35 protein-coding genes are annotated in these 25,414 nt (G+C 72.4%); 18 read left to right on the top strand and 17 right to left on the bottom strand.

Annotated elements, in window-relative coordinates:
- Positions 1-2: 2 nt before the first annotated feature.
- Positions 3-416, bottom strand: coding sequence for a MarR family winged helix-turn-helix transcriptional regulator (locus tag ACZ3II_RS34125; protein ID WP_465523102.1), 414 nt, complete (start codon positions 414-416; stop codon positions 3-5).
- 80 nt (positions 417-496) lie between these two features.
- On the opposite strand from ACZ3II_RS34125, the gene ACZ3II_RS34130 reads away from it, so the two are divergent.
- From ACZ3II_RS34130 to ACZ3II_RS34140, 3 genes are all read left to right on the top strand, one after another.
- Complete coding sequence (locus ACZ3II_RS34130) at positions 497-1,567, top strand: alkene reductase (protein WP_465523104.1); 1,071 nt, start codon at positions 497-499, stop codon at positions 1,565-1,567.
- 142 nt (positions 1,568-1,709) lie between these two features.
- A complete protein-coding gene (locus tag ACZ3II_RS34135; protein WP_465523106.1) occupies positions 1,710-2,012 on the top strand; it encodes a hypothetical protein in 303 nt (100 codons plus the stop codon).
- Positions 1,960-2,580, top strand: a complete 621-nt coding sequence (locus ACZ3II_RS34140; RefSeq protein WP_465523108.1) for a histidine phosphatase family protein — start codon at positions 1,960-1,962, stop codon at positions 2,578-2,580. The genes ACZ3II_RS34135 and ACZ3II_RS34140 overlap by 53 nt, the downstream gene beginning before the upstream one ends.
- Here the strand turns inward: ACZ3II_RS34140 and ACZ3II_RS34145 are convergent.
- From ACZ3II_RS34145 to ACZ3II_RS34165, 5 genes are all read right to left on the bottom strand, one after another.
- Positions 2,506-3,195, bottom strand: coding sequence for a class I SAM-dependent methyltransferase (locus ACZ3II_RS34145; RefSeq protein WP_465523110.1), 690 nt, complete (start codon positions 3,193-3,195; stop codon positions 2,506-2,508). The two genes, ACZ3II_RS34140 and ACZ3II_RS34145, sit on opposite strands and share 75 nt — an antisense overlap.
- A gap of 186 nt (positions 3,196-3,381) precedes the next feature.
- Positions 3,382-3,933: a P-loop nucleotide/nucleoside kinase family protein gene (locus ACZ3II_RS34150; protein WP_465523112.1), complete on the bottom strand. Its 552-nt coding sequence runs from the start codon at positions 3,931-3,933 to the stop codon at positions 3,382-3,384.
- A gap of 178 nt (positions 3,934-4,111) precedes the next feature.
- Positions 4,112-5,317, bottom strand: coding sequence for a HEAT repeat domain-containing protein (locus ACZ3II_RS34155; RefSeq protein ID WP_465523114.1), 1,206 nt, complete (start codon positions 5,315-5,317; stop codon positions 4,112-4,114).
- A 126-nt stretch (positions 5,318-5,443) separates the two neighbouring features.
- The gene (locus ACZ3II_RS34160; RefSeq protein ID WP_465523116.1) at positions 5,444-5,845 is read right to left on the bottom strand and encodes a hypothetical protein; all 402 of its coding nucleotides are present in this window, start codon (positions 5,843-5,845) and stop codon (positions 5,444-5,446) included.
- 51 nt (positions 5,846-5,896) lie between these two features.
- Positions 5,897-7,015, bottom strand: coding sequence for an epoxide hydrolase family protein (locus ACZ3II_RS34165; protein ID WP_465523118.1), 1,119 nt, complete (start codon positions 7,013-7,015; stop codon positions 5,897-5,899).
- 285 nt (positions 7,016-7,300) lie between these two features.
- Between ACZ3II_RS34165 and ACZ3II_RS34170 the strand changes: the two genes are divergently transcribed.
- Positions 7,301-7,483, top strand: a complete 183-nt coding sequence (locus ACZ3II_RS34170) for a hypothetical protein (protein WP_465523120.1) — start codon at positions 7,301-7,303, stop codon at positions 7,481-7,483.
- Here ACZ3II_RS34170 and ACZ3II_RS34175 read toward each other — a convergent pair.
- Together ACZ3II_RS34175 and ACZ3II_RS34180 are read right to left on the bottom strand one after the other, a co-directional pair.
- On the bottom strand, positions 7,476-8,303 hold the full coding sequence (locus tag ACZ3II_RS34175; RefSeq protein WP_465523122.1) for a hypothetical protein: 828 nt from the start codon (positions 8,301-8,303) through the stop codon (positions 7,476-7,478). The genes ACZ3II_RS34170 and ACZ3II_RS34175 overlap by 8 nt on opposite strands.
- A 24-nt stretch (positions 8,304-8,327) precedes the next feature.
- Entirely contained in the window at positions 8,328-8,816 is a 489-nt protein-coding gene (locus ACZ3II_RS34180) for a CGNR zinc finger domain-containing protein (protein WP_465523124.1), read from the bottom strand.
- 35 nt (positions 8,817-8,851) lie between these two features.
- On the opposite strand from ACZ3II_RS34180, the gene ACZ3II_RS34185 reads away from it, so the two are divergent.
- Positions 8,852-9,700 (top strand): SCO6745 family protein, encoded by an 849-nt coding sequence (locus ACZ3II_RS34185; RefSeq protein ID WP_465523126.1) that lies wholly within the window; start codon positions 8,852-8,854, stop codon positions 9,698-9,700.
- Here the strand turns inward: ACZ3II_RS34185 and ACZ3II_RS34190 are convergent.
- Positions 9,697-10,311 (bottom strand): hypothetical protein, encoded by a 615-nt coding sequence (locus tag ACZ3II_RS34190; protein ID WP_465523128.1) that lies wholly within the window; start codon positions 10,309-10,311, stop codon positions 9,697-9,699. The genes ACZ3II_RS34185 and ACZ3II_RS34190 overlap by 4 nt on opposite strands.
- Positions 10,312-10,343: 32 nt before the next feature.
- On the opposite strand from ACZ3II_RS34190, the gene ACZ3II_RS34195 reads away from it, so the two are divergent.
- The 4 genes from ACZ3II_RS34195 (at position 10,344) to ACZ3II_RS34210 (ending at position 12,694) form a co-directional block, all read left to right on the top strand.
- The gene (locus tag ACZ3II_RS34195) at positions 10,344-10,481 is read left to right on the top strand and encodes a hypothetical protein (RefSeq protein WP_465523130.1); all 138 of its coding nucleotides are present in this window, start codon (positions 10,344-10,346) and stop codon (positions 10,479-10,481) included.
- A 338-nt stretch (positions 10,482-10,819) separates the two neighbouring features.
- The gene (locus tag ACZ3II_RS34200; RefSeq protein ID WP_465523132.1) at positions 10,820-11,449 is read left to right on the top strand and encodes a YwqG family protein; all 630 of its coding nucleotides are present in this window, start codon (positions 10,820-10,822) and stop codon (positions 11,447-11,449) included.
- Positions 11,450-11,490: 41 nt separating this feature from the next.
- Positions 11,491-11,940 (top strand): MarR family winged helix-turn-helix transcriptional regulator, encoded by a 450-nt coding sequence (locus ACZ3II_RS34205; protein WP_465523134.1) that lies wholly within the window; start codon positions 11,491-11,493, stop codon positions 11,938-11,940.
- Between the two features lie 277 nt (positions 11,941-12,217).
- Positions 12,218-12,694: a Crp/Fnr family transcriptional regulator gene (locus tag ACZ3II_RS34210; protein ID WP_465523136.1), complete on the top strand. Its 477-nt coding sequence runs from the start codon at positions 12,218-12,220 to the stop codon at positions 12,692-12,694.
- Positions 12,695-12,697: 3 nt separating this feature from the next.
- Here the strand turns inward: ACZ3II_RS34210 and ACZ3II_RS34215 are convergent, their stop codons facing one another.
- The gene (locus ACZ3II_RS34215) at positions 12,698-14,194 is read right to left on the bottom strand and encodes an FAD-dependent monooxygenase (protein ID WP_465523138.1); all 1,497 of its coding nucleotides are present in this window, start codon (positions 14,192-14,194) and stop codon (positions 12,698-12,700) included.
- Between the two features lie 59 nt (positions 14,195-14,253).
- On the opposite strand from ACZ3II_RS34215, the gene ACZ3II_RS34220 reads away from it, so the two are divergent.
- Positions 14,254-15,021 (top strand): 3-keto-5-aminohexanoate cleavage protein, encoded by a 768-nt coding sequence (locus tag ACZ3II_RS34220; RefSeq protein ID WP_465523140.1) that lies wholly within the window; start codon positions 14,254-14,256, stop codon positions 15,019-15,021.
- Here ACZ3II_RS34220 and ACZ3II_RS34225 read toward each other — a convergent pair.
- The gene (locus ACZ3II_RS34225) at positions 15,011-15,562 is read right to left on the bottom strand and encodes a DM13 domain-containing protein (protein WP_465523370.1); all 552 of its coding nucleotides are present in this window, start codon (positions 15,560-15,562) and stop codon (positions 15,011-15,013) included. The two genes, ACZ3II_RS34220 and ACZ3II_RS34225, sit on opposite strands and share 11 nt — an antisense overlap.
- 55 nt (positions 15,563-15,617) lie before the next feature.
- Between ACZ3II_RS34225 and ACZ3II_RS34230 the strand changes: the two genes are divergently transcribed.
- From ACZ3II_RS34230 to ACZ3II_RS34255, 6 genes are all read left to right on the top strand, one after another.
- Complete coding sequence (locus tag ACZ3II_RS34230; RefSeq protein WP_465523372.1) at positions 15,618-16,316, top strand: response regulator transcription factor; 699 nt, start codon at positions 15,618-15,620, stop codon at positions 16,314-16,316.
- 213 nt (positions 16,317-16,529) lie between these two features.
- On the top strand, positions 16,530-16,838 hold the full coding sequence (locus ACZ3II_RS34235; protein WP_465523142.1) for an ArsR/SmtB family transcription factor: 309 nt from the start codon (positions 16,530-16,532) through the stop codon (positions 16,836-16,838).
- A 3-nt stretch (positions 16,839-16,841) separates the two neighbouring features.
- The gene (locus tag ACZ3II_RS34240; protein WP_465523144.1) at positions 16,842-17,117 is read left to right on the top strand and encodes a hypothetical protein; all 276 of its coding nucleotides are present in this window, start codon (positions 16,842-16,844) and stop codon (positions 17,115-17,117) included.
- 13 nt (positions 17,118-17,130) lie between these two features.
- Positions 17,131-18,600, top strand: coding sequence for a serine hydrolase domain-containing protein (locus ACZ3II_RS34245; protein WP_465523146.1), 1,470 nt, complete (start codon positions 17,131-17,133; stop codon positions 18,598-18,600).
- A 116-nt stretch (positions 18,601-18,716) separates the two neighbouring features.
- Positions 18,717-19,838, top strand: coding sequence for an EAL domain-containing protein (locus ACZ3II_RS34250; RefSeq protein ID WP_465523148.1), 1,122 nt, complete (start codon positions 18,717-18,719; stop codon positions 19,836-19,838).
- 169 nt (positions 19,839-20,007) lie between these two features.
- The gene (locus ACZ3II_RS34255; protein ID WP_465523150.1) at positions 20,008-20,541 is read left to right on the top strand and encodes a GNAT family N-acetyltransferase; all 534 of its coding nucleotides are present in this window, start codon (positions 20,008-20,010) and stop codon (positions 20,539-20,541) included.
- Between the two features lie 276 nt (positions 20,542-20,817).
- On the opposite strand, the gene ACZ3II_RS34260 is transcribed toward ACZ3II_RS34255, so the two are convergent.
- The 4 genes from ACZ3II_RS34260 to ACZ3II_RS34275 all read right to left on the bottom strand — a co-directional run bounded on the left by ACZ3II_RS34260 (position 20,818) and on the right by ACZ3II_RS34275 (position 23,014).
- Positions 20,818-21,543, bottom strand: coding sequence for an alpha/beta hydrolase (locus ACZ3II_RS34260; RefSeq protein WP_465523152.1), 726 nt, complete (start codon positions 21,541-21,543; stop codon positions 20,818-20,820).
- Between the two features lie 151 nt (positions 21,544-21,694).
- Positions 21,695-22,144 carry a hypothetical protein gene (locus ACZ3II_RS34265; RefSeq protein ID WP_465523154.1) on the bottom strand — a complete coding sequence of 150 codons (450 nt, stop codon included), beginning with the start codon at positions 22,142-22,144 and terminating at the stop codon, positions 21,695-21,697.
- Positions 22,131-22,643, bottom strand: a complete 513-nt coding sequence (locus ACZ3II_RS34270; RefSeq protein WP_465523156.1) for an RNA polymerase sigma factor — start codon at positions 22,641-22,643, stop codon at positions 22,131-22,133. Before ACZ3II_RS34270 ends, ACZ3II_RS34265 begins: the two co-directional genes overlap by 14 nt.
- The gene (locus tag ACZ3II_RS34275) at positions 22,595-23,014 is read right to left on the bottom strand and encodes a sigma factor (protein ID WP_465523158.1); all 420 of its coding nucleotides are present in this window, start codon (positions 23,012-23,014) and stop codon (positions 22,595-22,597) included. Before ACZ3II_RS34275 ends, ACZ3II_RS34270 begins: the two co-directional genes overlap by 49 nt.
- 43 nt (positions 23,015-23,057) lie before the next feature.
- Here ACZ3II_RS34275 and ACZ3II_RS34280 point away from each other — a divergent pair, with 43 nt between their 5' ends.
- Together ACZ3II_RS34280 and ACZ3II_RS34285 are read left to right on the top strand one after the other, a co-directional pair.
- Entirely contained in the window at positions 23,058-23,900 is an 843-nt protein-coding gene (locus tag ACZ3II_RS34280) for an SCO6745 family protein (protein WP_465523160.1), read from the top strand.
- A gap of 69 nt (positions 23,901-23,969) precedes the next feature.
- Positions 23,970-24,434, top strand: a complete 465-nt coding sequence (locus ACZ3II_RS34285) for an SRPBCC family protein (protein ID WP_465523162.1) — start codon at positions 23,970-23,972, stop codon at positions 24,432-24,434.
- 50 nt (positions 24,435-24,484) lie between these two features.
- Here the strand turns inward: ACZ3II_RS34285 and ACZ3II_RS34290 are convergent, their stop codons facing one another.
- Together ACZ3II_RS34290 and ACZ3II_RS34295 are read right to left on the bottom strand one after the other, a co-directional pair.
- Positions 24,485-24,841 (bottom strand): YciI family protein, encoded by a 357-nt coding sequence (locus ACZ3II_RS34290; protein WP_465523164.1) that lies wholly within the window; start codon positions 24,839-24,841, stop codon positions 24,485-24,487.
- Positions 24,842-24,918: 77 nt separating this feature from the next.
- Complete coding sequence (locus ACZ3II_RS34295) at positions 24,919-25,410, bottom strand: hypothetical protein (RefSeq protein WP_465523166.1); 492 nt, start codon at positions 25,408-25,410, stop codon at positions 24,919-24,921.
- Positions 25,411-25,414 lie beyond the last annotated feature (4 nt).

Genomic DNA, 25,414 nt, shown 5'->3' on the forward strand with positions numbered 1-25,414 from the left:
TGTCAACGGCCGCCCGTGATCACGGTGAGCAGGTGGGCGAACGTCTCGCGATCAGCGGCGGGGAGGTCGGCGATGATCTCCGGAAGGCGGGCGCCGACGTCGGCGTGCAGGGCGTCGCCGACCTGTTTGCCCAGCGGGGTGCTGGTCAGGTCGCAGGCGCGGCGGTCCTGCGTGCAGGACATGCGCTGGACCAGGCCGCGGCGCTCGGTGCGGTCGACCAGGCCGCTCAGCCCGGGTTTGGCCAGGCCGAGCAGGTGGGACAGCTCGGTGAGGCCGCGCGGGCCGTCCTTGACCAGGCCGAGCAGCTGGGCCTGGGCGACGGTCAGGTCGTGGTCGGCGCAGATCTGCGCATAACGCCGCTGGATCATGGTGGACAGGCACACCAGGGTGTTGCCGAGTCCCGGGTCGTCTGCCATGTGTTCCACCCTACCTTGCGTTACTTCGCGCCGCGAACTAACTTGGTTCGCGTTGCGAACTTTATCCGAGGGGAACGGCCATGGCTGACGCATTCGACTCGTACGATCTCGCCGGCACCAAGCTGGCCAACCGCATCGCGATGGCGCCGATGACCCGAAGTCGCGCGTACGGCCCCGGCGCGACCCCGACCGAGCTGACCGCCACCTACTACGCGCAGCGCGCCTCGGCCGGCCTGATCATCACCGAGGGTGTGCAGCCGTCGGTGGTCGGCCAGGGCTACGACGACACCCCGGGCCTGCACTCGGCCGAGCAGGTGGCGGCGTGGCGCCGGGTCACCGACGCGGTCCACGCCGAGGATGGCGTGATCTTCGCGCAGCTCATGCACAGCGGCCGGATCGGCCACCCGAGCCTGCTGCCGGACGGGCTGATCCCGGTCGCGCCGTCCCCGGTCCGGGCCGCCGGCCAGCTCTACACCCACGGCGGGCCGCAGGACTTCGTCGTCCCGCACGAGCTGACCGAGGACGAGATCACCGCGACCATCGCCGACTTCGTCACCGCCGCCCGCAACGCGATCGCCGCCGGGTTCGACGGCGTGGAGATCCACGGGGCGAACGGGTACCTGGTGCACCAGTTCCTGGCGTCCGGCGTCAACCGGCGTACCGACGGCTGGGGCGGCAGTGTGGAGGGTCGCATCCGCTTCGGCGTGGAGGTCGCCGCGGCGGTCGCCGGCGCGATCGGCGGCGACAAGGTCGGTTTCCGGATCTCGCCCGACAACCCCTACAACGACATCTCCGAGGAGGGTACGGAGGAGGTCTACACCGCCCTCGCCGCCCGTCTCGCCGAGATCCGCCTGGCCTACCTGCACATCGTGGAGAGCCCCGACCGGGAACTCACCCGCAAGCTGCGCGCCCAGTGGCCGGCCACGTTCATCGTCAACCCGGCCACCCACCCCGACGTCACCGGCCCGGACGCGCTCGCCCTGATCACCGACGGCCTCGCCGACCTGGTCTCGTACGGCGCGCTGTTCCTGGCCAACCCGGACCTCCCGGCCCGGCTCGCGGCGGGCGGCCCGTTCAACACCCCGGACCGGGCGTCGTTCTTCGGTGGCGACCACCGCGGCTACACCGACTATCCGGCCCTCACCGCCTGACCTACCCCCGTGGGTGGAGACGGGGTCAACCCGGCGTGGGACGACGGTATCGACATCGGTCGGTACCGTCGGTGATCCGGGTGCCCGGGGAACGGGCGAGGGGGACGTTCCCCGGGCACCCGCGATGTCTACGCTCGACGGCATGACACCCCGGGAAGCGCAACGGACACTGCTGGGGGACGGCTGGACCCCGTGCGGCGCCGGCGACTGGGCCGTCGCCTTCCACCGGGCGCTCGCCGCCGGCGCGCCGGAGGTCGCCCAACTCGCCGCCATCGTCCGGCGCATCCATGCCCGGGCACGCCGCGAGCTGCCGTGGTGCGGCCCGCTGGACCACAACCCGGCCAAGGTCATGCGCGCCGCCGACGGGCGGCTGGCAGAACAGGAGAACCGTGGTGCGCAACGTCTATCTGGTCACCCATCCGGAAGCGACACATCACGTCGATGACCTGGTCGGAGGCTGGTACGACTCGGATCTGACGGCCCGTGGGCTGCGGCATGCCGTTCGGATCGCGGAAACTCTGGCGGGGCTGCTTCCAGCTGCCGAGGTGTTCTCGTCCGACCTGCTGCGCACCCGGCGTACGGCCGAGATCATCGCCGAGCGGCTCGGCGCCGACGTGGTGCTGGACGCTGATCTGCGCGAGAAGTCGTACGGGGAGGCCGGTGGCCGTCCGCAGGCGTGGCTCGACGAGCGGTTCATCCCGCCGCCCGCGGTCGGCGAGCGGATGCGCCACGACGAGGGCATCCCGGGAGCCGAGACCAAAGGGGAGCTGGCGGTACGGGCCTACCGGGCGATGGACCGGATCCGGCGTTCCGACGTTCCGCACCAGATCGTGGTCGCGCACGGCGGCACGGCAACGTTCCTCGTCGCCGCCTGGATCGGCATGCCGATCGACGCCGCCGGCTACGTCAACTTCAGGTTCTCCGCCGGCGGCATCACCTCATTGCACGAGGACGACTTCTTCCACAACCGTGCCGTCGTACGCCTCAACGACACCACCCACCTGGACCAGTAGCTGCAGGGCGGTCGCCGGGTTCCCGTTCATGGTGGGTACCTCGATGCCGCGTTCGGCCACCGGCTCGAAACCGTCGAGAAGACCCCGCAGGTGCCTGGGGTCGTGGTGCCGGCAGACCGCGCCGTCGTCGGTGGCGAAGACTCCATGGGGCGTACCGTTCCGTCCCGCACCGGTGGCGTACCGGCGCCGGTTACGGTCGTCGGTCTGGAGGACGAGATCGCTCACGTACAGCAGCCCGCCGGGCGCCAGCAGGCGGCGGACCTCGGCGATCAGCGCCCGTTGGTCCTCGTCCGCGGGAACGCAGGTGAGCACCGCGAACAGCAGGATCGCGTCGAAGCTCCCCGCCGGATGGTCCAGCCCGGGCGGCGACTCGATCAGCTCGAACCGGAGATCCGGCAGCATCCGGCGGCCCCGGGCGAGGAGCGCCGCCGAGATGTCCGCCCCGGCGACACGATCGAAGCCGAGATCGCTCAGCTCCGCCATGACCCGGCCATAACCGCATCCGTAGTCCAGCACCCGGGCGGTCCGGCTGACCCTCGCCAGCCAATCCCGGCACACCGGATGTGTGAACGTCTTCTCCGCCCCCGCGGTCTCCCAGTAGCGCCTCTGACTCATCGGCCACCCTTCACCACCATGACCATCGCGTCTCCCGGCCACCAACGCGCGGACGAGTCGTGATCGTCGCCCGGCCGCTTCCCGACGACTATGTCACCCGGTTGCGGGCCGGCAACGGTGCAACCCTGGCTGGTCGTCAGTGCTGTCTCAGGCGGCGGGATACAGCACCGACGACCAGCCGGAGGGCTATGCGGGTGAGGTCGGGGTGAAGGAGGGCCAGCGGTCGGCGGCCCACTCCGGCCAGCCGGGCCAGCCCGGTGGGGGACCCGGGATCGGGGAGGCGGCGTCGAGTTCGGCGGGGTCGGGCGCCTCGAACCGGTCCCGCCAGTAGACGATCTCGGCGTCGGAGATCGGGAACGTGGTGTGCGGGGCGGTCGCCTGACGGCGGGCGACCCGGGTTCGCTGGACGGCCAGGCCGACCGGCAGGTAGACCACCTGACAGGCGGCGCCGGCTGAGGCGGCCAGGCCGCGCAGCGCGGATCGTTCGTCGCGGCTCCAGAGGCCGAAGTCGAGGACGACGCTGGTGCCCAGGCGCAGCGCCGCCACGGCGACGTTGAGGAACAGGCCCTCCAGGAGGTCGCGCCTGCCGTCGGGCTGGGTTCCGTCGAAGAGCGGGATCATCCACTCGTCCGGGGTCAGCCGCAGGGCGCGGTGGGTGGCGGCGATCTCGGCGGCCCGGGTGGTCTTCCCGGCGCCGGGCAGGCCGACCATGAGGAACAGGCACGGATGCTGGGACATGAGGTGGCTCCGGATCAAGGCAGGAGGATCCGGCAGCACAGCGAGCATGCGGAAGCGCTGCCGGCGGGACACTGATCCGGCGGTGCAAAGGCGCGGGCCGGGGAACGGCGAACCGCGAGACCGCCGTCAGACGGCGGGGCGGATGTTCATGGCGGCGCAGCAGCAGCAACCCATGCCGTCACGATAGCCCGTCGGCGGCGGCGAACGTGGCCATCGCCTCGGCGGTCATCGGCAGGCCGTACCCGTGGACCATGCCCATGAAGTCGCCGAACACGCCGAAGTCACCCCACTGCCAGGTGGACGGTGAGCCGGCGAGGGCGCGGACCAGGCGCTGCTGACGATCGGTGAGATCGGTGAAACGGGTGCCCGCGGCGATCCGGCCGTCGGGGAACGCGAGGCTCAGCGCCTCCTTGACGACCGGGATGGCGTCCGGGCCGTCGACCGACGGGATCCGGGCGAGCAGCGTGTCGAACGCGGAGCCGGCGTGCGCGTCACCGAGCTGGCGCAACGCGAGCGCGGCGTAACCGGACAGGTTGCCTTCGAGGTACGGGATACCGCCGGGAGCCGGACGGTCACCTGCCGCCCAGGTGTGCAGCTCCGCCACCGCGTCCAGGCCGGCGCCCGGGCCGTGCAGGGCGGCCAGTGCGACCGCCGCACCCCATCGGGGCAGCTCCCGATCGCCGGACACGGCAGCCCGCAGGACGGTGTCGTCGGGGGCGCCGAGCAGGCCGAGGGCGACCAGCGCGGACGCCGCGACCGTGTCGTCCGGGCCGGTGGCGGCGGCGGTCAGCGGGGCGATGCTGCCGGCGGCGTCCTCGGGGAACCAGGCCAGCGCGTACGCCGCGGCGGTCCGCACGGCGGGATCGGCGTCGATCAGCAGGGTGCGCAGCAGCGGAACCCCGGCCCGGACCGCCTCGTGGACGGCCAGGTCGATGAACGCGTACATCCGCTCCTGATCGTCCTCGTCGAGCGATTCCCCGTATTCGTAGTCGCCGGGGTCGTCCTCCTCACCGGTGGGCAGCGGCTTGCCCGCCAGCACCACGTCGCCGCCGTCGGCGCGCCTGCGCAGGTCGGCAGCCGGGAAGGGATGGGGCAGCCACGACTCGTCGTAGCCGATCGCGAGGGCGGTCAGCAGCTCGAGGAGACCGGGCCGGTCCGGGGTGGCGGGGTCGGCCAGCAGCTCGAGCAGGAACGGCGCGGCGAACGCGCTCGCCTGGGTCCGGGTGCCCTGGTGGAAGATGTTGCCGAACGACTTCCGGTACGCCGCGGCGCGCACCGCGGGGTCGGGGGAGGCCAGCGCCCGGATCTGGCCGGGAACGTCGGCCGCCGAACCGTAGGCGTGTGTCAGCTCGGCCCAGGGCACATCGGAAAGTCTCTCCAGCACGCCCCGGACCCTAACCGCACCCCCTGACATTTCCGATCAGCCCGAGCAGCAGGGCCTCGGCGTGACAGGTGCGGATGAAGTCGGCCAGGTGCGGGCTCGGCTACCCGCCGGGCCACGGATCACGCGTCAGCGCACCAGCAGCGTGTAACTGGGGGCGAACCCGGTCCGGCAGCGGAACGACACCCAGACCCGGCGGGCGACACCGTTCTCGCCGACCTTCCGGCACTCCCCGGACGCGTCGGCGACCTCGTTGAACGCGGCGGTGTAGACCTGCGTCTCGTACTTGGCCGGCCTGGTCCGGGGCCGGTAGGTGACGATCAGGTCGTCCCCGCCGAACCCGGACCGGACCGAGTACGACCGCCACACCCCGGCCTGCTGCCCGGACTGCCCGATGACACCGGCCCGCCCGAAACCGTACGTGCCGAGCATCGCGGTCACCTCCCGCGACGGTTTGGCCTGCGCGGCGGTGCCGGGCGCGAGAACCGCCAGGGAGGCGGCGATGAGGGCCGCTTTCAGGATCGTACGCATGGGCTTGCCTCTCCCTCAGGTCGCCGGGCCATCCGCGACATAAGGGGTAACTCAGACCTTTGCTTCAGGTTTCGGCTTGTGGAAGAACGTCCGGATGTCATCGACGAGCAGATCGGGTGTCTCCATGGCGAGGAAGTGGCCGCCCTTGCCGAGGTCCGTCCAGTGGACGATGTGGTGATCGCGTTCGGCCCAGGGGCGGATCGTCGTGTCGTGAGCGGACACCAGGACGCCGGTGGGCACCGTGCCGCGCCCGCCGCCGCCCGGTACCGGCGCCGAGAACTCCTCGTAGTAGATCTGGGCGGCGGAGGCGGCCGTGCCCGTCAGCCAGTAGAGCGACACGTCGGTGAGGATCCGGTCGCGGTCGATGGCGGCCTCCGGCAGGGCCTCCTCCGGATCGGTGAGTTCCTTGAACTTCTCGATGATCCAGGCGAGCTGGCCGACCGGGGAGTCGGTCAGGGCGTACCCCACGGTCTGCGGCCGTTTGGCGTTGCACTGCAGATAGCCGTCGTTGAAGTTCGGCATGCGCTCCCAGCGTCGCTGGTCGGCCACGCTGAGCTCGCCGATCTCGCCGTCCGGGACGGTGACCAGCGCGGTGAGGTGGACGCCGATGACCCGTTCCGGGTCGTGCCGGCCCACCGCTGCGCCGATCCAGGCGCCCCAGTCGTAGCCGTGGACGCCGTACCTGCCGTACCCGAGCCGGGCCATCAGCGCCGCGAGGATGCCGGCGACCCGGTCCGCGTTCATCCCGGGCCCGGCCAGCGGGGTGGAGAACCCGAATCCCGGCAGCGACGGGATGACCAGGTGGAAGGCGCCGGGATCGGTCAGCGGCCCGATGACGTCGAGGTAGTCCACCACCGAGCCGGGCCAGCCGTGCAGCAGGAGCAGCGGCGTGGCGTCCGGCCGGGGCGACGGCACGTGCAGGAAGTGCAGGTTCTGCCCGTCGATGGTGGTCACGTGCTGCGGGTACGCGTTGAGGGCCGCCTCCTGGGCCCGCCAGTCGAAGCCGGTGCGCCAGTGGTCGGCGACCTCCCGCAGGTATCCGACGGGGACGCCACGGCTCCAGCCGACTCCGGGCAGCTCGTCCGGCCACCGGGTGTTGGCGAGGCGGGCCGTCAGGTCGTCGAGTTGCGACTGCGGGATGTCGATACGGAACGGGCGGATGTTCGTCATGCGGCCACGCTAGAAATCGATCAGGTCACTTCCCGGCCGGAAACGGCAAACCCGGCCGGGGTACGGGCCACGCAGCGTCCCGTGCCTCGCGGCGGCCACGGCAGGCCTCCCCTCACGGCCGTCCCGCGGGTGCGGGCCATGCATGCGCGTCGCGGTCACCCCGCCGGCTGGTTCTCATGGCTGCCTCAGCGCCGCTGAGACAGCCATGAGAACCAGCCGGGGTTTCGGCGGTCAGGTACGGGTAACCGATGTCGGACGGAACGGTTCGAGCGGAGGGTGACGGCAGTGGGCGAGGAGCGGAAGGTTCACGGCGAGGACGCCGGCAGCAGCACCGACCAGCACGTCACCGGTGCGGAGGAGACCGAGGCGAGCCCGGTCGACACCGAACCCACCGCGGACACCCCGTCGCACGGCAGCGGCAACGCCGGCGTCAACGTGATCCGGGAGGGCCGCGAGCGCCTCAGTTGAGCCGGCCGGCCCGCAGCACCGCCCAGGTGACCAAGGCGGGCGCGGCCAGGAACAGCACTGCCGCGGCGGCTGTCAGAGCGACGGCGCCGACCGGGGGAGCGGTGGCGGCGCCGAACGCGTAGCCGCAGAGTGTGAAGGCGCTCTCCGGCTCGGGGATCTGCCGGTGCAGGGACGCCAGGTCGTCGGCGCCCGGCAGGACCGCGGCGAAGGTCAGGACCGCGCCGGCGATGAGCGCGACCCGGGTGGCCAGGCCGCTGACGGCACGGGTGACGGCAGAGGCGGTCAGGATGCCCGCGGCGAGCAGGGTCAGCAGGGCGGGGGAGATCGCGGCGATCCGGCCGGGGTCCTTCGGGCCGGAGGCGATCACGAAGAGGCCGAACACCACGGCGGGTACGGTCAGCAGCGCCAGGGTGCGGGTGCGCCGTGAGCCGGGCAGCGCCAGCACCGCCACCGCCGCGGAGGCCACCGCGCCGAACCGGAGCAGCTCCGCCAGCTGGCCGGACCAGAGCCGGTCCCGCCAGTAGTCGGCGTGCGGCCCGGTGGCGAGCGGGCAGCCGTTGGCGCCGCGGGGCGGCAGCCCGGGCGACGGCATCCGGAGCGCGACGAGTTCCACCACGGCGGCGGCGGCCAGCAGCACGGCGACGGTGAACAGGGCGAGACGCAGCGGCCGCGGGACGGACCGGCCGGCCAGCGCGGTGAACCCGGCCAGGAACAGCATGGCCGCTGTCTCGGCCCCGTACTGGAGATCGACTCCTTCCAGGCCTGCGCCGGTCGCGGAGAGGAGGACGGCGAGGCCGAAAGCGGCGATCAACGGATGCACCGCAGCATCATGCCGACAAATCGCTCAGCGCGCCGCCCTGCGGGCCCGGTAGGCGCTGGCCTTGGCCCGGTTCTGGCAGGTCAGGCCGCAGAATCGGCGGGAGGCGTTGCGGGTGGTGTCGAAGAAGACCCGCGCGCACCGCTCGGCTTCGCACGCGCCGAGGCGGGCGGCCTGGCCGACGCCGATCACCATGGCGAGCGCGGTGCCCATGTCGGCGGCCCACGCGTCGACGCGGGTGGCGTCCGGGCGGTGGAAGGCGAGGACCGGGGGCTGCCCCGGGTGCCCGTGCAGGTTGGGCACCGCGCGGTGCCTGGTCAGCAGGTCGTTGAGCCGGGCCACGGCGGTGTCCAGGTGCTCGCCGGCGCCGAACAGGGGGCGCAGCGCGTCGGCGACCGGGGTCAGCTCGCCGATGTCCTCGGTGGAGTTGATCAGGGTGACAGCCTGTTCGACCCACCGGCCGACGTAACTGTCTATTTGGGATTGACCAGTGATGCGCCAGGGATCTACCGTCACTGTCATAGCGTACATAGACAGTGAGGATGCTGGCGATGCCCACACTCGCACGGAACATGTGGCACCAGATCGAGCCGGTGCACGCGACGCTCTACTTCAGCCCGGAGGCGTTCGAGGAGGCGGCCGCGCTCGGCTACGACGTCGAATCCCGCTGGCCCAGCTACTTCGCGTGGCGCACCGCCCCGCTCGGCGCGGCCGGACCGCACCTGGTCGCCGCGACGTACTACAGCTTCAGCCCGGCGACCATCGCCGAGCACGTCCCGGCCGTCTGGGACACGGCGGCGCCCGGGAAGGTCGTCGAGGCGCGGTGGCAAGCGGTCGACCGTACCCTCAAGGGTCTTCATGAAGGCGACCTCTCGGAAGCCGCCGCCCTGGCCCGCATCGCCGCGGAGAGCATCGATGTGGCGCATCGGCCTCTGGCCGCGGCCAACCTCGACCTGCCCTGGCCGGACGAACCGCACCTGCGGCTCTGGCACGCCTACACGATCCTGCGCGAGCACCGCGGCGACGGCCACCTGACCGCCCTCCGCACCGCCGGCCTGGACGCCTGCGAGGCGCTCGTCTCGTTCGCCGCGATCGGCGCCGCACCCGTCGCCGGTTTCGCCGGCCGCGGATGGAGCGACGACGAGTGGGCGGCCGCACGGCACCGTCTCACCGGCCGGGGCCTGCTGACCCCCGACGGCACCGCCACCCCGGCCGGTCAGGAGCTGCGTGACCAGGTCGAGCGCCACACCGACGAGCTGGCCGCCGGTCCGTGGCGCGCCCTCGGCGAGACCCGCGCGGCCCGGCTGGCCGAACTGAACCTGCCGCTGCTGGGCGCCGTCCTCACCGCCGGCCTGCTGCCGGCCACCAGCACCCTTGGCATCGGCGCCGTGAAGGTCTAGACCGGCCGGGTGCAGCGGTGTTTGACACCCTTCGGGAAGAACTCCGGGTCGTCGGCGGGCCGCAGCTCGGCCAGTGGCGTCTGCCTCTCCGGCGGCGCGTAGTCGGCGAACTCGCTGTTCAGGCGCAACAGCTCGGCACGGATCGACGCGGCGGCCAGCCGGGCACGGTCCGGAGTCGGCTCCGCGCCGGCGGCCAGCTCGACGATCACCCGCAGATGCCGGTCACGATCGGAATCCTCGAGGGTACGCAGCACGAAACGTCCCGTCGTCCACCCGCTGACCGGCGGTTGTTCCAGGCCGACGGCGACGTTCTCCGGGTACACGTTGGCGCCGAAGAACGACACCGTGAGCGGGGAACGGCCGAACACGTACACCGTGCCGTCCGCGCTGAACACCAGCGTCCCGTCCGGGGCGGTCTCGAACGCGCGGGCGGCCGGGTCGTACTGCACCAGGGTCGGCAGGCGGGAATCCCCGAACAGCCGGGACGCGACATCGGGCCGCCCGGCCAGGAACCGGCGTACCCGTACGCTCCCGGGCGTCTTGTTGCCCAGCACCCCCGCATCGGCCGTGCCGTACAGCGACGCCACGCCCCGTTTGCTCGTACGACCCACCCCGCTCACCGGCCAGCCGCAGGATCTCGTCGATGTCGTTGCCCGGCGCCGCCACCGTCACCGTCACCGGATATCCGTCCGCGGACAGCGTCCGGCACGCCGCCACCGTGCACATCCCGCCGGCCCCGTTGCCCAGCGCGAAACACACCACGGCCAGGGTGCTGCGCTGATCGGCGCCGAACCCGTCCCGGAACACCTGCTCGAACCGCGCCGCGACCGGCTCCTCGTCCCGGATCGTGCGGGGCCGGACCGTCGGCCGCCCGGACGACACCGCCACCATCGCCGCCGTGTCCAGCCGCCCGCCCCGGCACCGCTCCGGCAGCGGGAACCGCTGGTGGTAGTCGCCCGGTCATCAGCGGGATCTGCGCCGCCTCGGTCACCCCGCCCGGGTCGACCCCGTGCGCCGCCAGGAACCTCCGGTACGCCGGGACGCTGTCCACCGCGTCCCGGAACAGCCGCATGACCGTGTCCACGCCTCCCATCGAACCCGACCGGTATCGTGGCGCGGATGTCAGATCCCGGCCTGATCCACCTCATCGTCACCCTGCCGGACGCAGCCGTTCGTGGCGACCGGAACACGATCGGCGGATGGCCGCTCCTGGCCGCCGGGGAGCCGTGGCCGGCGTGTCACTGCGGCGCCCGGATGGTCTTCTTCTTCCAGGTGGAGATCCCGGCCGGCGTCCCGCACTTCGGCGGCGACCACCTGCTCGCCTTCCAGTGCCCGGTGCACGACGACGTTCCGGGCCCGCCCGACGAGGACACGTTCTGGCGGATCCTGATCCGCCCGGCCGGAGAGCCGGCCCCCGACGAGGACCCGCTCGTCGAGTCGCACCGGCTGCACGTGCGGCAGGACACCGAGGTGGTCGACGGGGTCCGCGGCCGGCAGGGCTTCAAGATCGGCGGGGTGCCGTCGTGGGCCCAGTACCCGGAGCAGCACCGCTGCGCCTGCGGCACCGACATGGTGTTCCTCGCCCAGGTCCCGGAGAACGCGGGCTTCGACATGTGGCCGATGAAGGACAAGGACGAGTACGGGACGAGCGACGAGCAGGCCCACCTCTTCCTCGGCAACGAGATCTACATCCTGGCGTGCCCGGCCCGCTGCCACCCCGAAGCCACCTGGCCGATCCCACAGAACTGAGATGGTTGCATCGTCGAACTGATTGGTTGTACGGTCGAACCATGATGGACGATGATCTGGAACAGGCGCTCGTCCTGCAGGGACGGATCACGGCGTTCGTCCGCGCGTTCGGCCTGCACCAGCCGGACCGCACCCCGTGCGGCACCCCCGTGCCGACCTCCGAGGCGCACGCCGTGGGCGAGCTGGACCGGGACGGCCCGCTCACCCAGAGCGCGCTGGGCGAGCGGCTGCGCCTGGAGAAGAGCACGGTCAGCCGCCTGGTCAGCCAGTTGACCGGCCGTGGCTGGGTGCGCCGCGCCGAGCGCGCCGGCGACGCCCGGCTGGTGTGGCTGGAGCTGACCCCGGACGGCAGGCGTGCCGCCGGTGAGCTGGCGGTGGCCCGCGCCGCCCGCTTCGCGGAGCTCCTGCGCAACATCCCCGCCGACCAGCGACCCGCCGTCATCGCCGCGCTGACCACCCTGGTCGACGCCGCCGGATCAGCCGATGCCTGAGGACCATCCGGCCCGCCGCCGATGGGGCGCCGGCGCGATCCTGGGCGCCGCGACGGGACTGGCCCCGGCCCGACTGCCTGCCCCGCGACCACCTCACCGAACACTTCCCGACCGCCGCGTTCCCCCGCGTCCCGCTCCACGTCTGCCCCGCACCTGACCCGGCACGGTCCCGAAGGAGTCCCGCAGCGCGCCGAACGGGCGGGACTTTCGGCCTTCACCTTTCGTGGCCGAACGGCATTGACTGGACGGGCAACCCCCGCCGTGTCGAGGAGGAGCCGTGTTCACCACCGTCGAAACGCTCGCCGAGCAGCCGTTCCTGTCCGGACTCACCGATCACCAGCTCGGGTTGCTCGCCCCGCTGACCAGCCGTTCGATGTTCCACGCCGGCAACCGGATCTTCCGGGAGGGCGCGCCCGCCGACCAGTTCTGGCTGCTCACCGACGGTCAGGTCTATCTGGACACCGAGGTTCCCGGGCACGACAACTTCGTGCTGGAGAAGCTGCGGTCCCCGACGGTGCTGGGCTGTTCGTGGCTGTTCCCGCCGTACCGCTGGACGTTCGGGGCCGTCGCGATCGACACCACGCACGCGCTGACGTTCAACGGGGCGCTGGTCCGCGCCCTGTTCCAGTCCGACCCCGGCCTGGGCAACGAGCTGACCACCCGGTTCCTGAGCGTGATGGGCGAGCGGCTGCACTCGGCCCGCCGGCGGATGGCCGACTGCCAGCGTGCCAGCGGCCACCGCCGGGACAGCTGACCCCTACACGACCGGTTCCGGCTGATCGAAACCGGTCTGACGGGGCAGCATACCGTGCAGGAAACGGTCCGGGCGGGCCACCGTGACACTGCCGCGCGGCCCGGACAGCAGGCCGTCGAGATCCGTCATCGGCAGGCAGCCCGGCGGCGGATCCGGCAGGTGGAGAGCCAGCAGCACCGCGCCGGGGGAGGGGTGGGCGGTCACGGTGCGGGGATCACAACCGTGCCCGATGTACGCCCACCGATAGCCGACGACCTCGTCCAGCCGGACAATCGGCCCGCCCGCGACCGTCACCCGCGGATTCGGCAGGACCCGGCCCGCGCCGGGAAGTGCGCCCGCGGCCCCGCGCGGCAGCCGGCGCGACGGCATCGTCCGGCCGGCGCGACCAGCGAACCCGGGGATCGCCGCCACGGCCCGCAGCACACCCCGGGCGACCCACGACCCCGTACCACTGCGGGTCTGCACGATCCGCCCGATGCGCAACGCCAGCGCCGTCAGGCTCGCGACGTCCGGCCGGCGCTCCCGCTCGTAGCCGTCGAGCAGCTCCGGACCGGCCCCGGCCGCCACCTCGGCCAGCCGCCAGGCCAGCGCGGCGGCGTCCCGGATGCCCATCGCCAGACCCGCGCCGGCGAACGGCGGCATGGCGTGCGCCGCGTCCCCGGCCAGCAGAACCCGCCCGGCACGCCACCGGCCGGCCATCCGCGCGTGGAAGGTGAACACGGCGGCCCGCTCGATCTCCACGGTCGCGGGATCGGTCCAGGCCGCGATCAGATCCCGTACCGCATCAGGTCTGGTCATCGCCTCCGGCTCCTCGCCGGGATGCAGCATCCACTCCCACCGCCGGCGGCCGCCCTGCCACATCGCCACCGCGGGCCGCGCCGGATCCAGCACGAACGCGACGGTCGCCGGGGTCTCCTCAGCGTCGGTACGGGCGTCGACGACCAGCCACGGCTGCGGGTAGCTGGTCCCGGGGAAACCGATGCCCGCCGTGCCGCGGACGGTGCTGCCGATGCCGTCGCAGCCCACCAGCCACCGCGCGGTCACCCTCGTGCCGTCGTCGAGCAGAACGTCGACCCGGTCCTCGTGCTGCTCGGCGCCGCGGACGCTGCGCCCGGCGAGCACCCGTACCCCCGCTCCGGTGACCGCCGCTCGCAGCCCCGCCTCCAACGCCGGCTGATCGAGACGGACGACCCCCGGATATCCGTACGCCTCGGCGCTCTGCGCGATCATCAGCAGCGGCCGGTGATCCGGCCCGACCGCCCCGTTCCGGGCCACCCGCGTCGCCCACGCCGCCCAGGGTGGCAGGCCGGGAACCAGCGCCAGCACCCGCAGCGCCTCGTTGTCGAGCACGGCGGCCCGCGGCTTCGGGTACGGCTGCTCCTGTGGCTCCACCACCACGGTGTCCACGCCGCGGCTGCCCAGCAGGGCGGCCAGCACCGCCCCGACCGGCCCCAGCCCGGCCACGACGACCGTCGCCCGCACCGGCTCGTCACCGTCCATGCCGTCCCTCCGCCGGTCGCCTCCCACTAGGGTGAAGGCCGCCGGCGGAAGGGGGAACCGTGCGCACCGAGATCGAACGGATCAAAGCGTGCCTCAACGGCGGCCGCCGCCCCGGCGAGCATCCGGCGGTGCCGGTCACGCCCGGTGACCTGGCCGTGCAGGCGGCCGGTGCGGTGGCCGCCGGCGCCGAGGCGCTGCATCTGCATCCGCGTGATCCCGGCGGTACGGAGTCGCTGCGCCCCGGCGACATCGGCGCCGCCGTGGCCGCCGTGCGCCAGGCCTGTCCGGGCGTGCCGATCGGGGTGTCCACCGGGCTGTGGATCACCGACGGTGACGCCGGCCGCCGCCTGGCGACAGTGGCGCGCTGGGGCGGCCTGCCGCCGGCGGCCCGCCCCGACTTCGCGTCGGTCAACGTCGGCGAGCCGGGCTTCGCCGACTTGACGGCGACGTTGCGTAGCGCGGGGATCGGGGTGGAGGCCGGGGTGTGGTCCGTCGCCGACGCCCGGACCCTGGCCGGGGCGCGGCCCACCGGCTGGACCCGCATCCTGGTGGAGATCATCGGCGGTATCGCCGGGACGGCCGCGGACACCGCCGACGAGATCCTCACCCACCTCGACGACCACGGCGTCCCCGGCCCCCGGCTGCTGCACGGCGAGAACGAGACGTGCTGGCCGTTGATCGCCCACGCCGGCCGGCGTGGCCTGCCCACCCGCATCGGCCTGGAGGACACCGTCACCGGCCCGGCCGGCGAGCCCGTCACCGGCAACGCCGACCTGCTCCACAAGGCCCTGGCGATCTGGACCGCCGCTGCGGGCCTCACGCCGTGAGGGTGGCGGCGCCGAAGGAGACCGAGAAGCGGGCGCACCAGATGCTGACGCTGGTGAAGTCGGCCGGGTCGACGCCGGGCGGGATCTTGTAGACCTGGTCGCCGTGGTTGCCCTTCAGTTTGCCGAGCTCCCGGTACTTCCCGTCGTCGAACACCTTCCAGCCGGCCGTGCCGGAGCGGACCGGCTGGTCGGACAGCCACACCCGCAGGTCCGGGCCGTCGCTGGTGTCCAGGCCGACCAGTTCGAGCTGGTGACTGCCGTCGGGGTTGCGTACGACCCGCGCCTTGCCTGTGGTGTCGTGTTCGTGGGTGATGAAGGAACCCTGGGCCACCACGGCCGGTCCGGGCGGCGCGGCCGGCGCGGCCGAGGACGACGGCGCGGGCGACGCGGGCGGGGCGGTCGGGACGACGGCGAGGGTCTCCGTCACGGTCTTGTCGGTGAACAGGCGCCAGGGCTGGAACCAGTACAGCGCGCCGGCCCCGGCCAGGCCCAGCACGGCGACGACGATCCAGAGAAGAGGTTTGCGGGTCACGGGTACCAGTAAACCGGTGGGACGGGCGGTGGGCGCTTACGAAGTGCTTACGGCGTACGGCAGCATGGGCGGCGTGTCCCCTCTGGTGCTGGTCGTCGACGACGACCCGACGGTCAGTGACGTGGTGCGCCGCTATCTCGAGCAGGACGGCTGCCGCGTACACCTCGCTCCGGACGGGCCCGCGGCGCTCGCCGCCGCCGACACCGACCGGCCGGATCTGGTGGTGCTCGACCTGATGCTCGGCGGTCTGGACGGTCTCGAGGTGTGCCGCCGGCTGCGCGGCCGGATGCCCGACCTGCCGGTGATCATGCTGACGGCGCTGGGGGAGGAGAGCGACCGGGTCCTCGGTCTGGAGGTCGGCGCCGACGACTACGTGACGAAGCCGTTCAGCCCGCGGGAGCTGACGTTGCGCGTACGGTCGGTGCTGCGCCGCCGCACCCCCGCCGTGCAGCCGCCGGTCCTGCTGCGTGACGGTGACCTGGTCGCCGACACCGGGCGGCGGACCGCGGAGCTGGCCGGCCGCCCGCTGGTCCTGACCGTCCGCGAGTTCGATCTCCTCGAGTTCCTGCTGCGCCACCCGGCGCGTGCCTGGTCCCGGGCCGAGCTGCTGGACCGGGTGTGGGGCTGGCGGTTCGGCGACCAGTCGACGGTGACCGTCCACGTGCGCCGCCTGCGGGAGAAGATCGAGTCCGACCCGGCGGCGCCGGCGCGGCTGGTCACCGTGTGGGGCGTGGGCTACCGCTACGAACCCGCCGCCGGCTGATCACTTTCCGACTTTCCGGTACGGGCTGACAACGGCAGGCGTCACCCCGGCTGGTTCTCAGGGCTGTCTCGACACTGGTGAGACAGCCCTGAGCACCAGCCGGACAGACTCGGCAACCGACGGCATTGACATGAGCCCATCCGTGGTGTCAGGGTTTGCTGACAGGGGGGTGTCATGCAAACCTGACGCCCCTGGTGGAGAGGACGGTTCCGGATGAGTGACGGCGACGACCTGGTCGCGCTGCTGGCGGCGCTGGCCAGCCCGCATCGGCTGCGGATCCTCGCCGCCCTGGCGCACGGCCGGACCTATGTCAGCGAGCTGGCCCGGCGCCTCGGCATGAACCGGCCGCTGCTCTACATGCACCTGCAGAAACTCGAAGCGGCCGGGCTGGTGACGGGGGAGCTGGTGACGGCGCCGGACGGCAGCTCGGTGAAGTACGTGGAGGCCGTCCCGTTCGCCCTCGCCCTGGACCTGGACGCGATCGCGCGGGCCGCGCAGACCCTGACCGACAAGGAGAGATAGGCGATGACCGAGCAGGTGGCGCTGGACATGGCGCAGACGTCGACGATAGCGGCGGCGGTGATCGGGCTGGCGGTGATCCTCGTCGGCGGTCTCGTCGCCGTCGCGTTCTACCGTGCCCGTTACGCGGCGGCTCGTGAGGAGGGCTACCGGGCGCTGGCCGAGCGTGGCGCCGACTCCGCCCGGGCCGCGGCGGACGAGCTGAAGGGTGTGCGGACCGAGCTGGGCGAGGTCCGGGAGCGGCTGGCCGCCCTCGAGAAGCTGCTCAGCCAGATCGGCTGACGGGATGCGATCGATGCGCATGCTGCGCTGGGTGCTGGCCGCGGTCGCCGTGGCGGTGACGACCGCGGGCCCGGCCGCCGCCGACGGGTCCACGGCGGGCGAGAGCTACCTGCGCGACCACATGGAGCAGATCAAGAGCCCGGGCTTGGCGTACGCCGTGATCCGCGGAACCGACGTCGTCCAGCGGGGCGCCTGGGGCCGTGACGGCAATGGGCGCCCGATGACCACGTCGACGCCGTTCCTGCTCGGGTCGACGAGCAAGTCGTTCACCGCGCTCGCCGTGGCGCAGCTGGCCGAGGCCGGCAAGGTCGACCTGGACGCGGCCGCCTCGGCGTACCTCCCGGAGTCGCGACTCGACGGCGGCATCACGGTCCGGCGGCTGCTCAACCACACCAGCGGGCTGCCGCAGGTGTGGAGCACCGGGCTGACCGACCGGTACGACAACGAGCCCGGCGGCCTGGCCCGCTCGGTGCGTGACCTGGCCGGGCTGCGGCCGGTCGCCGAGCCCGGGCGGACCTACGAGTACAGCGACGCCAACTACATGATCCTCGGCGCGCTGGTGGAGCAGGTCACCGGCGAGACGTTCGGCGGCTACCTGCGCGGCCACGTGCTCGGCCCGCTCGGGATGACCCACGCGGCCGCCACCGCCGAGGAGGCGCGTGCCGTCGGTGTCCCGCCCGGCCACCGCTACTACCTGGGCCGGCCGCAGCGGTTCGACGCGCCGTTCGACACGGCAGGCGTCCCGTACGGATTCCTCGCCGCCAGCCTCGACGACCTGACCCACTACGCGATCGCTCAGCTCAACGGCGGCCGGTACGGCAGCGCCCGGATTCTCGGCCCGGACGCGACCCGGCAGATGCACGACGGAACCGTGCCGACCGGGCACGGCACCTACGGTTTCGGCTGGCAGAACAGCACCCTCGACGGGACCGGGCAACGTATCGTCTGGCACGCCGGCGCCACCCCCGACTACTTCACCCACATCGTGCTGGTGCCCGGCTCGAACCTGGCCGTCGTCGTGATGGCCAACGTCTACGGCCTGCCGGCGGATCCGGTGCTCAGCGCGGGCGCGTTCAACCTGGCCCGGATCATGCACGGCGCCGCTCCGGTGGCCGCCGCCGAGGACCCGATGCACGTGCAGGTCCTCGCCGGCCTGTACGCCATCGCCGCGATCCTGCTGCTCGTGCTGATCCGGTCGGTGACGCGGGTCCTGCGCGGCGGGCCCCGGAAGGTGCGGTCGCGTAGCCGTACCCTCGCAGCTCTCGCCACCTGGACCACCGGCTGCGCCGCGCTCGCCGCCTGCGCCGCCTGGCTGGTCCCGTCCTTCTGGAAAGGCGCGGACCTGGCCAAACTCAGCCTGTGGGCGCCCGACATCGGCCACGCCATCCTCGCGGTGATCATCCTGTCCGCCGCCCTCGCGCTGACCCGCGTGTGGTTTTGGGGTGCGCGGAACGGCCGAACTCAGCACGCTTCGGCGGTGTGATCGGGCGTGTGGACTTCGGGCGTCATGGCCGGCCGTACTCGACACGGTGGAAGGGCTTGACCGCGCGGGCTTTCGGCCGATGAGGGAGGAGATCGCCGTTCTGAGGAGACCGGGTCATGCATACGCGGGTCAGCGCCCTGACGATCGACGAGGTTCTGGCGGGGCGGCTGGTCAGGCCGCTGTTCCAGCCGATCGTGAACCTGTCCACCCGTACGGTCGTGGGGGTGGAGGCCCTGGCCCGCGGCCCCGCGGGGACGGAGCTGGAGTTCCCGGACCGCCTGTTCGCGGCGGGCCGGGCCGCCGGGCGGCTCGGTGAGCTGGACATGCTGTGCTTCGACCGGGCCCTGGAACGGGCGATCGCGGCGCCGGTCGCCCCGCCGCTGCTGTTCGCGAACGGGGAACCGGCGGTGATGGACCAGCCGCTGTCGCCGCGGCTCATGGAGCTGTTCGCGAGCCGGCCGGCGTTCCGGGCGATCCTGGAGTACGTCGAGCGGGCGCTCCCGGCGGTCCCCGGCAGCCTGCTGCGGCTGGCCGGGCACATCCAGCTCGGCGGGAACGCGATCGCGCTCGACGACGTCGGCGTGGACCCGATGTCGCTGGCGTTCCTGCCGATCCTGGAGCCCGAGGTGATCAAGCTGGACATGAGCCTGATCCGGGACCCGGAGAGCGGGCACACCCGCAAGGTCACCGCCGCGGTACGGGCGGAGGCGCAGCGGACCGGGGCGACCGTGATCGCCGAGGGCATCGAGACCGAGGACGACCTGCGTACCGCCGGGCGGCTCGGGGCGCACCGGGGCCAGGGCTGGCTGTTCGGCCGCCCCGGCGAGATCGGCTGCGACTTCGACCACGACGCGGCGAACGCGCTGCGCGGGCCGCGGCCCGGTTTCCACCAGCCGGCCGGCACGCCGTTCGAGATCGCCGCCCGGCACCGCACACCGGTCCCCACGACACCCGGCGCGCTGGACGGCGCGCTGGCCGGAGCCATGGACCGGCTGCGCGACATCGCCGCCGCGGCGGAGACCTCGGTCATGGTGGCCAGCCGGCCGGACGCGGCCCTGCCCGGCCGGGCGACCTCGACGATCGTGCTCGATCAGCCGCTTCCCGGCGAGTCCGCGGTCGCGGTGATCGGCCCCGGCTTCGGCCACGCCGTCTGCGCCCGCGACACGGAACTCGTCACGGTCGACGACCTGCCGACCGCCGCCGCGATCAGTCGCGCCCTGCTCAGCCGCACGGCATAGCGGTTCCCGAGACCGCCGGCCGATCGTGTGCCCGGATGACCCGCGACAGCGGATTCCGCCGGCCAGGTCCGTCACGTCCCCAGGATGCGGCACGCGGCTCGGCGGTCTCCTGAGTCGCCCGCGCTCGAAACGGGTTGCGGCCGGATTGCCGACGTGGTGATCTCGGGGCGTGCTGAGACTGATCGATCCGACGGCGGAGCTGCACGCGGCATGGCTGACCTCGCGTGACGAGTGGGGACACGGCGTCCACCAGCCCGGCAGCGGGTGGCGTTCCGGCGACGACATCGAGACGCCCGCCGGTTTCGCCGCATGGCTGGAACGGCTGCGCCGCGAAGGAGACGAGAGCCTGCCACCCGTGCCGGGCCTGGTGCACGCCGGATACTGGTGGATCGTCGACGACAAGGACACCATCCTCGGGGCCATCACGATGCGGTACGCGCTCGACGACTTCCTGCTCGACGCGGCCGGTCACATCGGCTACGGCGTCCGCCCGTCGGCACGCGGCCGTGGCGTGGCGAGCTGGGCGCTCGGCGAGGTGCTGGGGCTGGCCCGGCAGCGGGGCCTCGACAGCGTCCTCATCACCTGCGAGAAGGACAACACTGCTTCGGTACGGGTGATCGAGAAGCACGGCGGCGTCCTCGAGGACGTGCGCGACACCCCACTCGGCCGTACCCGCCGCTACTGGATCACCCTGAACCGGTGACCCACTCCGCCGCCATGATCGTCCGGGCGGTCAGGGCTCGAAGCGTCGCCGATCTTGTGCGCCTGGGGCCGTCGCCGGGCGCACAAGATCCAACTTCCGCCCCTTCTTGTGCGCTGAGCTGCGCTCAAGATTTCCGGAGGCCTCGGCGGCAGTGGGACGCTGACCGCTGCAGACGTCACGGATCTGGTCGCCGCTGCGCTGCATGGGATGCGAGTCGTGAATGCCGGCGACCGTCCGGTCCTGCGGCCGGTGGGGGAGCACCGGCCGCAGGACCCCTCAGATCAGATGGCGGTCGAAGAAACGGTTCGCGTCATCACCCTCGAAGCTCGGGACACCGGTGTGACCGCCCGTGTTGGCGTGCAGGGTCTTCTCCGCGGACCCGAAGGCGTCGAACAGGTCGAGCGCCTGCTGCCGGTCGTTGCCCTCGTCGTCCCACTGCAGCAGGACCAGCAGCGGGATGGTGACCTGCCGGGCCTCCGCGATGATGCCGCGCGGCACGTAACTGCCGGCGAACAGCACCGCCGCCGAGATGCGCGGCTCGACCACCGCCAGGCGGGTGCCGATGGAGATGATCCCGCCCGAGTACCCGACCGGCCCGCGGATCCCGGGCAGCGCCAGCAGGGCGTCGAGGGCTGCCCGCCATTCGGGGACGGCCTGATCGACCAGTGGAAGGACGAGCCGGTCGACGATCTCGTCACTGACCGGCTCACCGGCCTGAACCGCCGCGCGCAGCTCGGCGCGTGCCTGGTCGGCGGCGGGGTCGCGGGGCCGGTCGCCATTGCCGGGGAGTTCGATGGCGGCGGTGGCGTAGCCGTTGGCGGCGGCGTGCCGGGCCCGGCCGGCCAGCCGGGGGTACATCCGGCGCAGGTCGCCCGGGTGGCCGAGAAGGATCAGCGGGGCCGGTGCTGCTTCCGGGGTCCACAGGATGCCGGGGATCCCGTCGAGGGTGAATTCGCGTTCGAGGACGCCGTCGTCGAGGCGTTTCTCGGAGCTGAACCGCATGGGTCGTACCTTTCGGGAGTGCGCTGGAACGGCGCTCCCGGACGACCTATCGCCCGACCGTGGCCCTGGTGAGGAGCACCCACGTCGTAACGTTCACGGGTACCACCTCCTCGGTCTCTCGCACGGCCTCCGGCAATCTACCAGCCGATCGTCAGGTGTCGTAGGAGCCGTCCCACGGCGGGTCGAAGCCGAGGTCGTTCGGCACCAGTTCCGCGTGGTCCGCCTCGTAGTCCTCGGATTCGTCGACCAGCCCGAACGTGTGTCCCTCGAACTCGACCCGGAACAGCTTGACGGCGATGTCCCCGAAGGACGTGCCGGGCAGTTCGGCGAGCCATTCGTTCAGGCGGGCCCGGGCGCGGTCGATCGAGGCGTCCTCGTTCTCACTCGTACCGCCGCACCAGATCTGTGAATCGGTGTGGGCGCCGTCCCGGTCGAAGAGATGGAGTACGGCGTACCACCGCTTGTGCAGGAACCACTCCCCGGGACCGTCGGAGAGGGGGGCCGTGACGCAGCCGAGGAATTGGCCGCCGTCGAACGTGCCGATCGTGTCGGTGCGGTAGTCCGGCTCGTACGCGATCGGGACGCGCTCAGGAATCGCCATGATCGCTGATGTTAGGGCAGGGCCGGCCGGTGACCTCGCCGAGCCGCCGCTCCAGGAACTCGCGCTCGACGTCGTTGCCGGTCAGAGCGAGAGCTTCGGTGTACGCGACGGCGGCCTCCTCCCATCGGCCGAGGCGGCGCAGGAAGTCGGCGCGGGCGGCGCTCAGATATCCGTACGTCGCCAGCGCCGGCTCGTTCAACAGCGGCTCCATCGCGGCCAGGCCCGCCGCCGGGCCGTCGCGCATGCCGATCGCCGCCGCCCGGTTCAGCTCGATCACCGGGGAACCCGGCCACATCCGCCGCAACACCGTGTACAGGCCGACGATCTCGTCCCAGTCCGTCGCCTCCCAGGTGGGGGCCTCGGCGTGCACGGCGGCGATGGCGGCCTCCACGGCGTACCGGCTCGGCGCCCGCCGCAACGCCTCCGTCAGCAACGCCACCCCCTCGGTGATCATCGCGGTGTCCCAGCGGGACCGGTCCTGCTCCGGCAGCAGCAGCATCCGCCCGTCCGGGGCCACCCGGCTCGCCGCCCGCGCCAGCAGGTGAAGATCAGCCGGAGCCGGTCGTCGGTGGCCTCGTGCGGTCCGGGCGCCGTCTCGTCGTTCACCAGCAGGGGCAGCCGCCGCCGCAGCCCGGTCTCCCGCCGCATGACGTCGAGGGCCCGGTTGCGCGCCACCCGGGTCAGCCAGGCCCCGGGCCGGTCCGGCACACCGGCCTCCGGCCAGATCCGGAGAGCTTGCTCGTACGCCTCCTGCGTGCACTCCTCAGCCAGGTCCAGATCCCGGGTGAACCGTACCGTCGTCGCCAGAACCAGCGCCCACTCCCGCCGGTGCGCCTCCGCCACCGCAGCCCTCACCTCATCGCCGTCCACCGGCATCCCCCCTCACGTGACGATGGTGCGCTTGGATCGTGGTATGTCGATGGTCAGGAAGCTGTGGCAACGGTACGAGCCCCTGCACGCCGTCACCTACTTCGCACCTCAGGCCCGGGCCGCTTTCGAGGCCGCCGGGCTGCGTGGTTATTGGCGTGGCTACTTCGCGGGGCGGGCGGCGCCCCTCGGGGCGGTGACCGCGGCGCCGGTGACCGCCCTGTTCTTCTCGTTCGCGCCGGCCATGGTGGCCCGCGCCCTCCCCGACGTGTGGCAGCGTGCCTCGCCGGAGCAGGCCTTGACCGCACGCCTCGGCGGGGCGTCCGCCGCGCTGCGGGCCGTTCTGCCGGCGGACCCGCGGCTCTGCGCGGAGACCGCCACTCTGCTGGAGGCCGCGGCCCGGGCGGCGGCGACCGACGGCCGGGCGCTCGCCGCGGCGAACGCCGCGCTGCCCGCACCCGGCGACCCGTTCGCGCGGCTCTGGCTGGCCGCCACCGTGCTGCGCGAACATCGCGGTGACGGGCACATCACCGCGCTCGTCGACGCCGGGATCACCGGCTGCCAGGCGCTGGTGCTGCGGGCCGCGCTGCACGGCGGCCGGGACCGGCTCCAGCCCAACCGGGGCTGGACCGATGAGGAGTGGGAGGCCGCGGCCGTGGCATTGACCGAGCGTGGCTGGCTCGATCATGAGCGGCGGCCCACCGCGGCCGGCACGGCCGTGCACCAGGCCGTCGAGGACAGCACCGACCGGTTGGCGGCGCAGCCGTGGCGTGTGTTCAGTCCCGCGGAGCACAGCAGAATCCTCGATCTGCTGACGCCGCTGGCCACTGTGGCCGGCACGGTCGTCCCCTATCCGAATCCGATGGGCGTGGCTCGTATCGACGCATGAACCGACGCAATGTGTTTGGGCGAGGCGAGAGCGGGTAGGTCAAGGTCACCCGGAACGAAGGAGAAGATCGTGAGCACCGTGACCGAGTCCGTGGACGTGAACGTGCCGATCAGCACGGCCTACAACCAGTGGACCCAGTTCGAGGACTTCCCGAAGTTCATGGACGGCGTCGAGTCGATCACGCAGATCGGCGACACCCGGACCCACTGGGTGACCAAGGTGGCCGGGCAGACGCGTGAGTTCGACGCGGAGATCACCGAACAGCACCCCGACGAGCGGGTCGCGTGGCGCAGCACCGGCGGCGACACCAAGCACGCCGGCGTCGTCACCTTCCACCGCCTCGCCGACAGCGAGACCCGGGTGACCATCCAGCTCGACTGGGAGCCCGAGGGCCTCGCCGAGAAGGTCGGCAGCGCTGTCGGCGTCGACAGCCACCAGGTGAAGGCCGACGCCAAGCGGTTCAAGGAATTCATCGAGAACCGCGGCGGCGAGACCGGCTCGTGGCGCGGCGACATCGCCCGTCCCGGCGCCTGATCGCACGGCCGGTGGCGGCGGGGGTTCCCCGCCGCCACCGGCCGTTCCGCTCACCCGTGGAAGATCGCCGGCCGGATCTCCACCCCACAGTGCGACATCCGCGTCTCCGGCAGCAACGACGCCAGCCCGATCGCCTCGTCGAGATCCGCCGCCTCGATCAGGTAGAACCCGCCGAGCGACTCCTTGGTCTCCAGGAACGGCCCGTCGGTGATCAGCGGCTCCCCGCCACCGCTCGCCCGCAGAGTCGTCGTGGCCTGCGGCGACTCCAGTTCCTCCCCGCCGAGAACCCGATCCCCGGCAGCCTTGGTGAACGCCTCGTGCGCCGCCGTGTTGGCTTCCTTCTCGGCCGGCGTCATCGCGTTCCACAGCGCCGGGTCGCCATGGATCAACAGCACATACTTCGCCACGTCATGTCCCCTCAGGTCACGGCCCGGAGCCGGGCCTCAACCGTACGACGATCGGCACGCCCTCCGAATCGACAGCCTCAGAGACTCAGCACCGTCAGCCACACCCCGGCGAGCAACACCGCTCCGGGAAGAAGGAACCAGAAACGCTGGGTGCTGCCGGTGATCCGCCGGGTCCAGCGATAGAGGCGCCCCGACTCGTGCGGCCCGTCGGCCTCGTCGAGGAGGGACTCGATGGTCGTCGTCTCGCCGGCGAAGTACGTGTCGTCCAGGTGCCTGCGGAGCCGCATCGCGCGGAGCCGATTGCGCTCGTGGAGTTCCGTGTACGACGCGGCGAACCCCAGACCGATCAACCCGACCATTGCCACGGCGATACAGAGCGCACGTTCGGACCTGGTCACGCTGCGGTCGTTGGCGATCACCGCGATCAGGACCGACGCCACCACGATCATGAAGTTGACGACATTGGACCGCAGCGTCTCCGCATGCCGGGAGTGCTGGCGCACGTCGGTGTACATGCCCCAGACGAGATCCTTGCGGGCCTTGCCGAACTCGGTCAGCTCTTCAGCCATAAAC

Source organism: Actinoplanes sp. NPDC019969 (assembly GCF_055562375.1).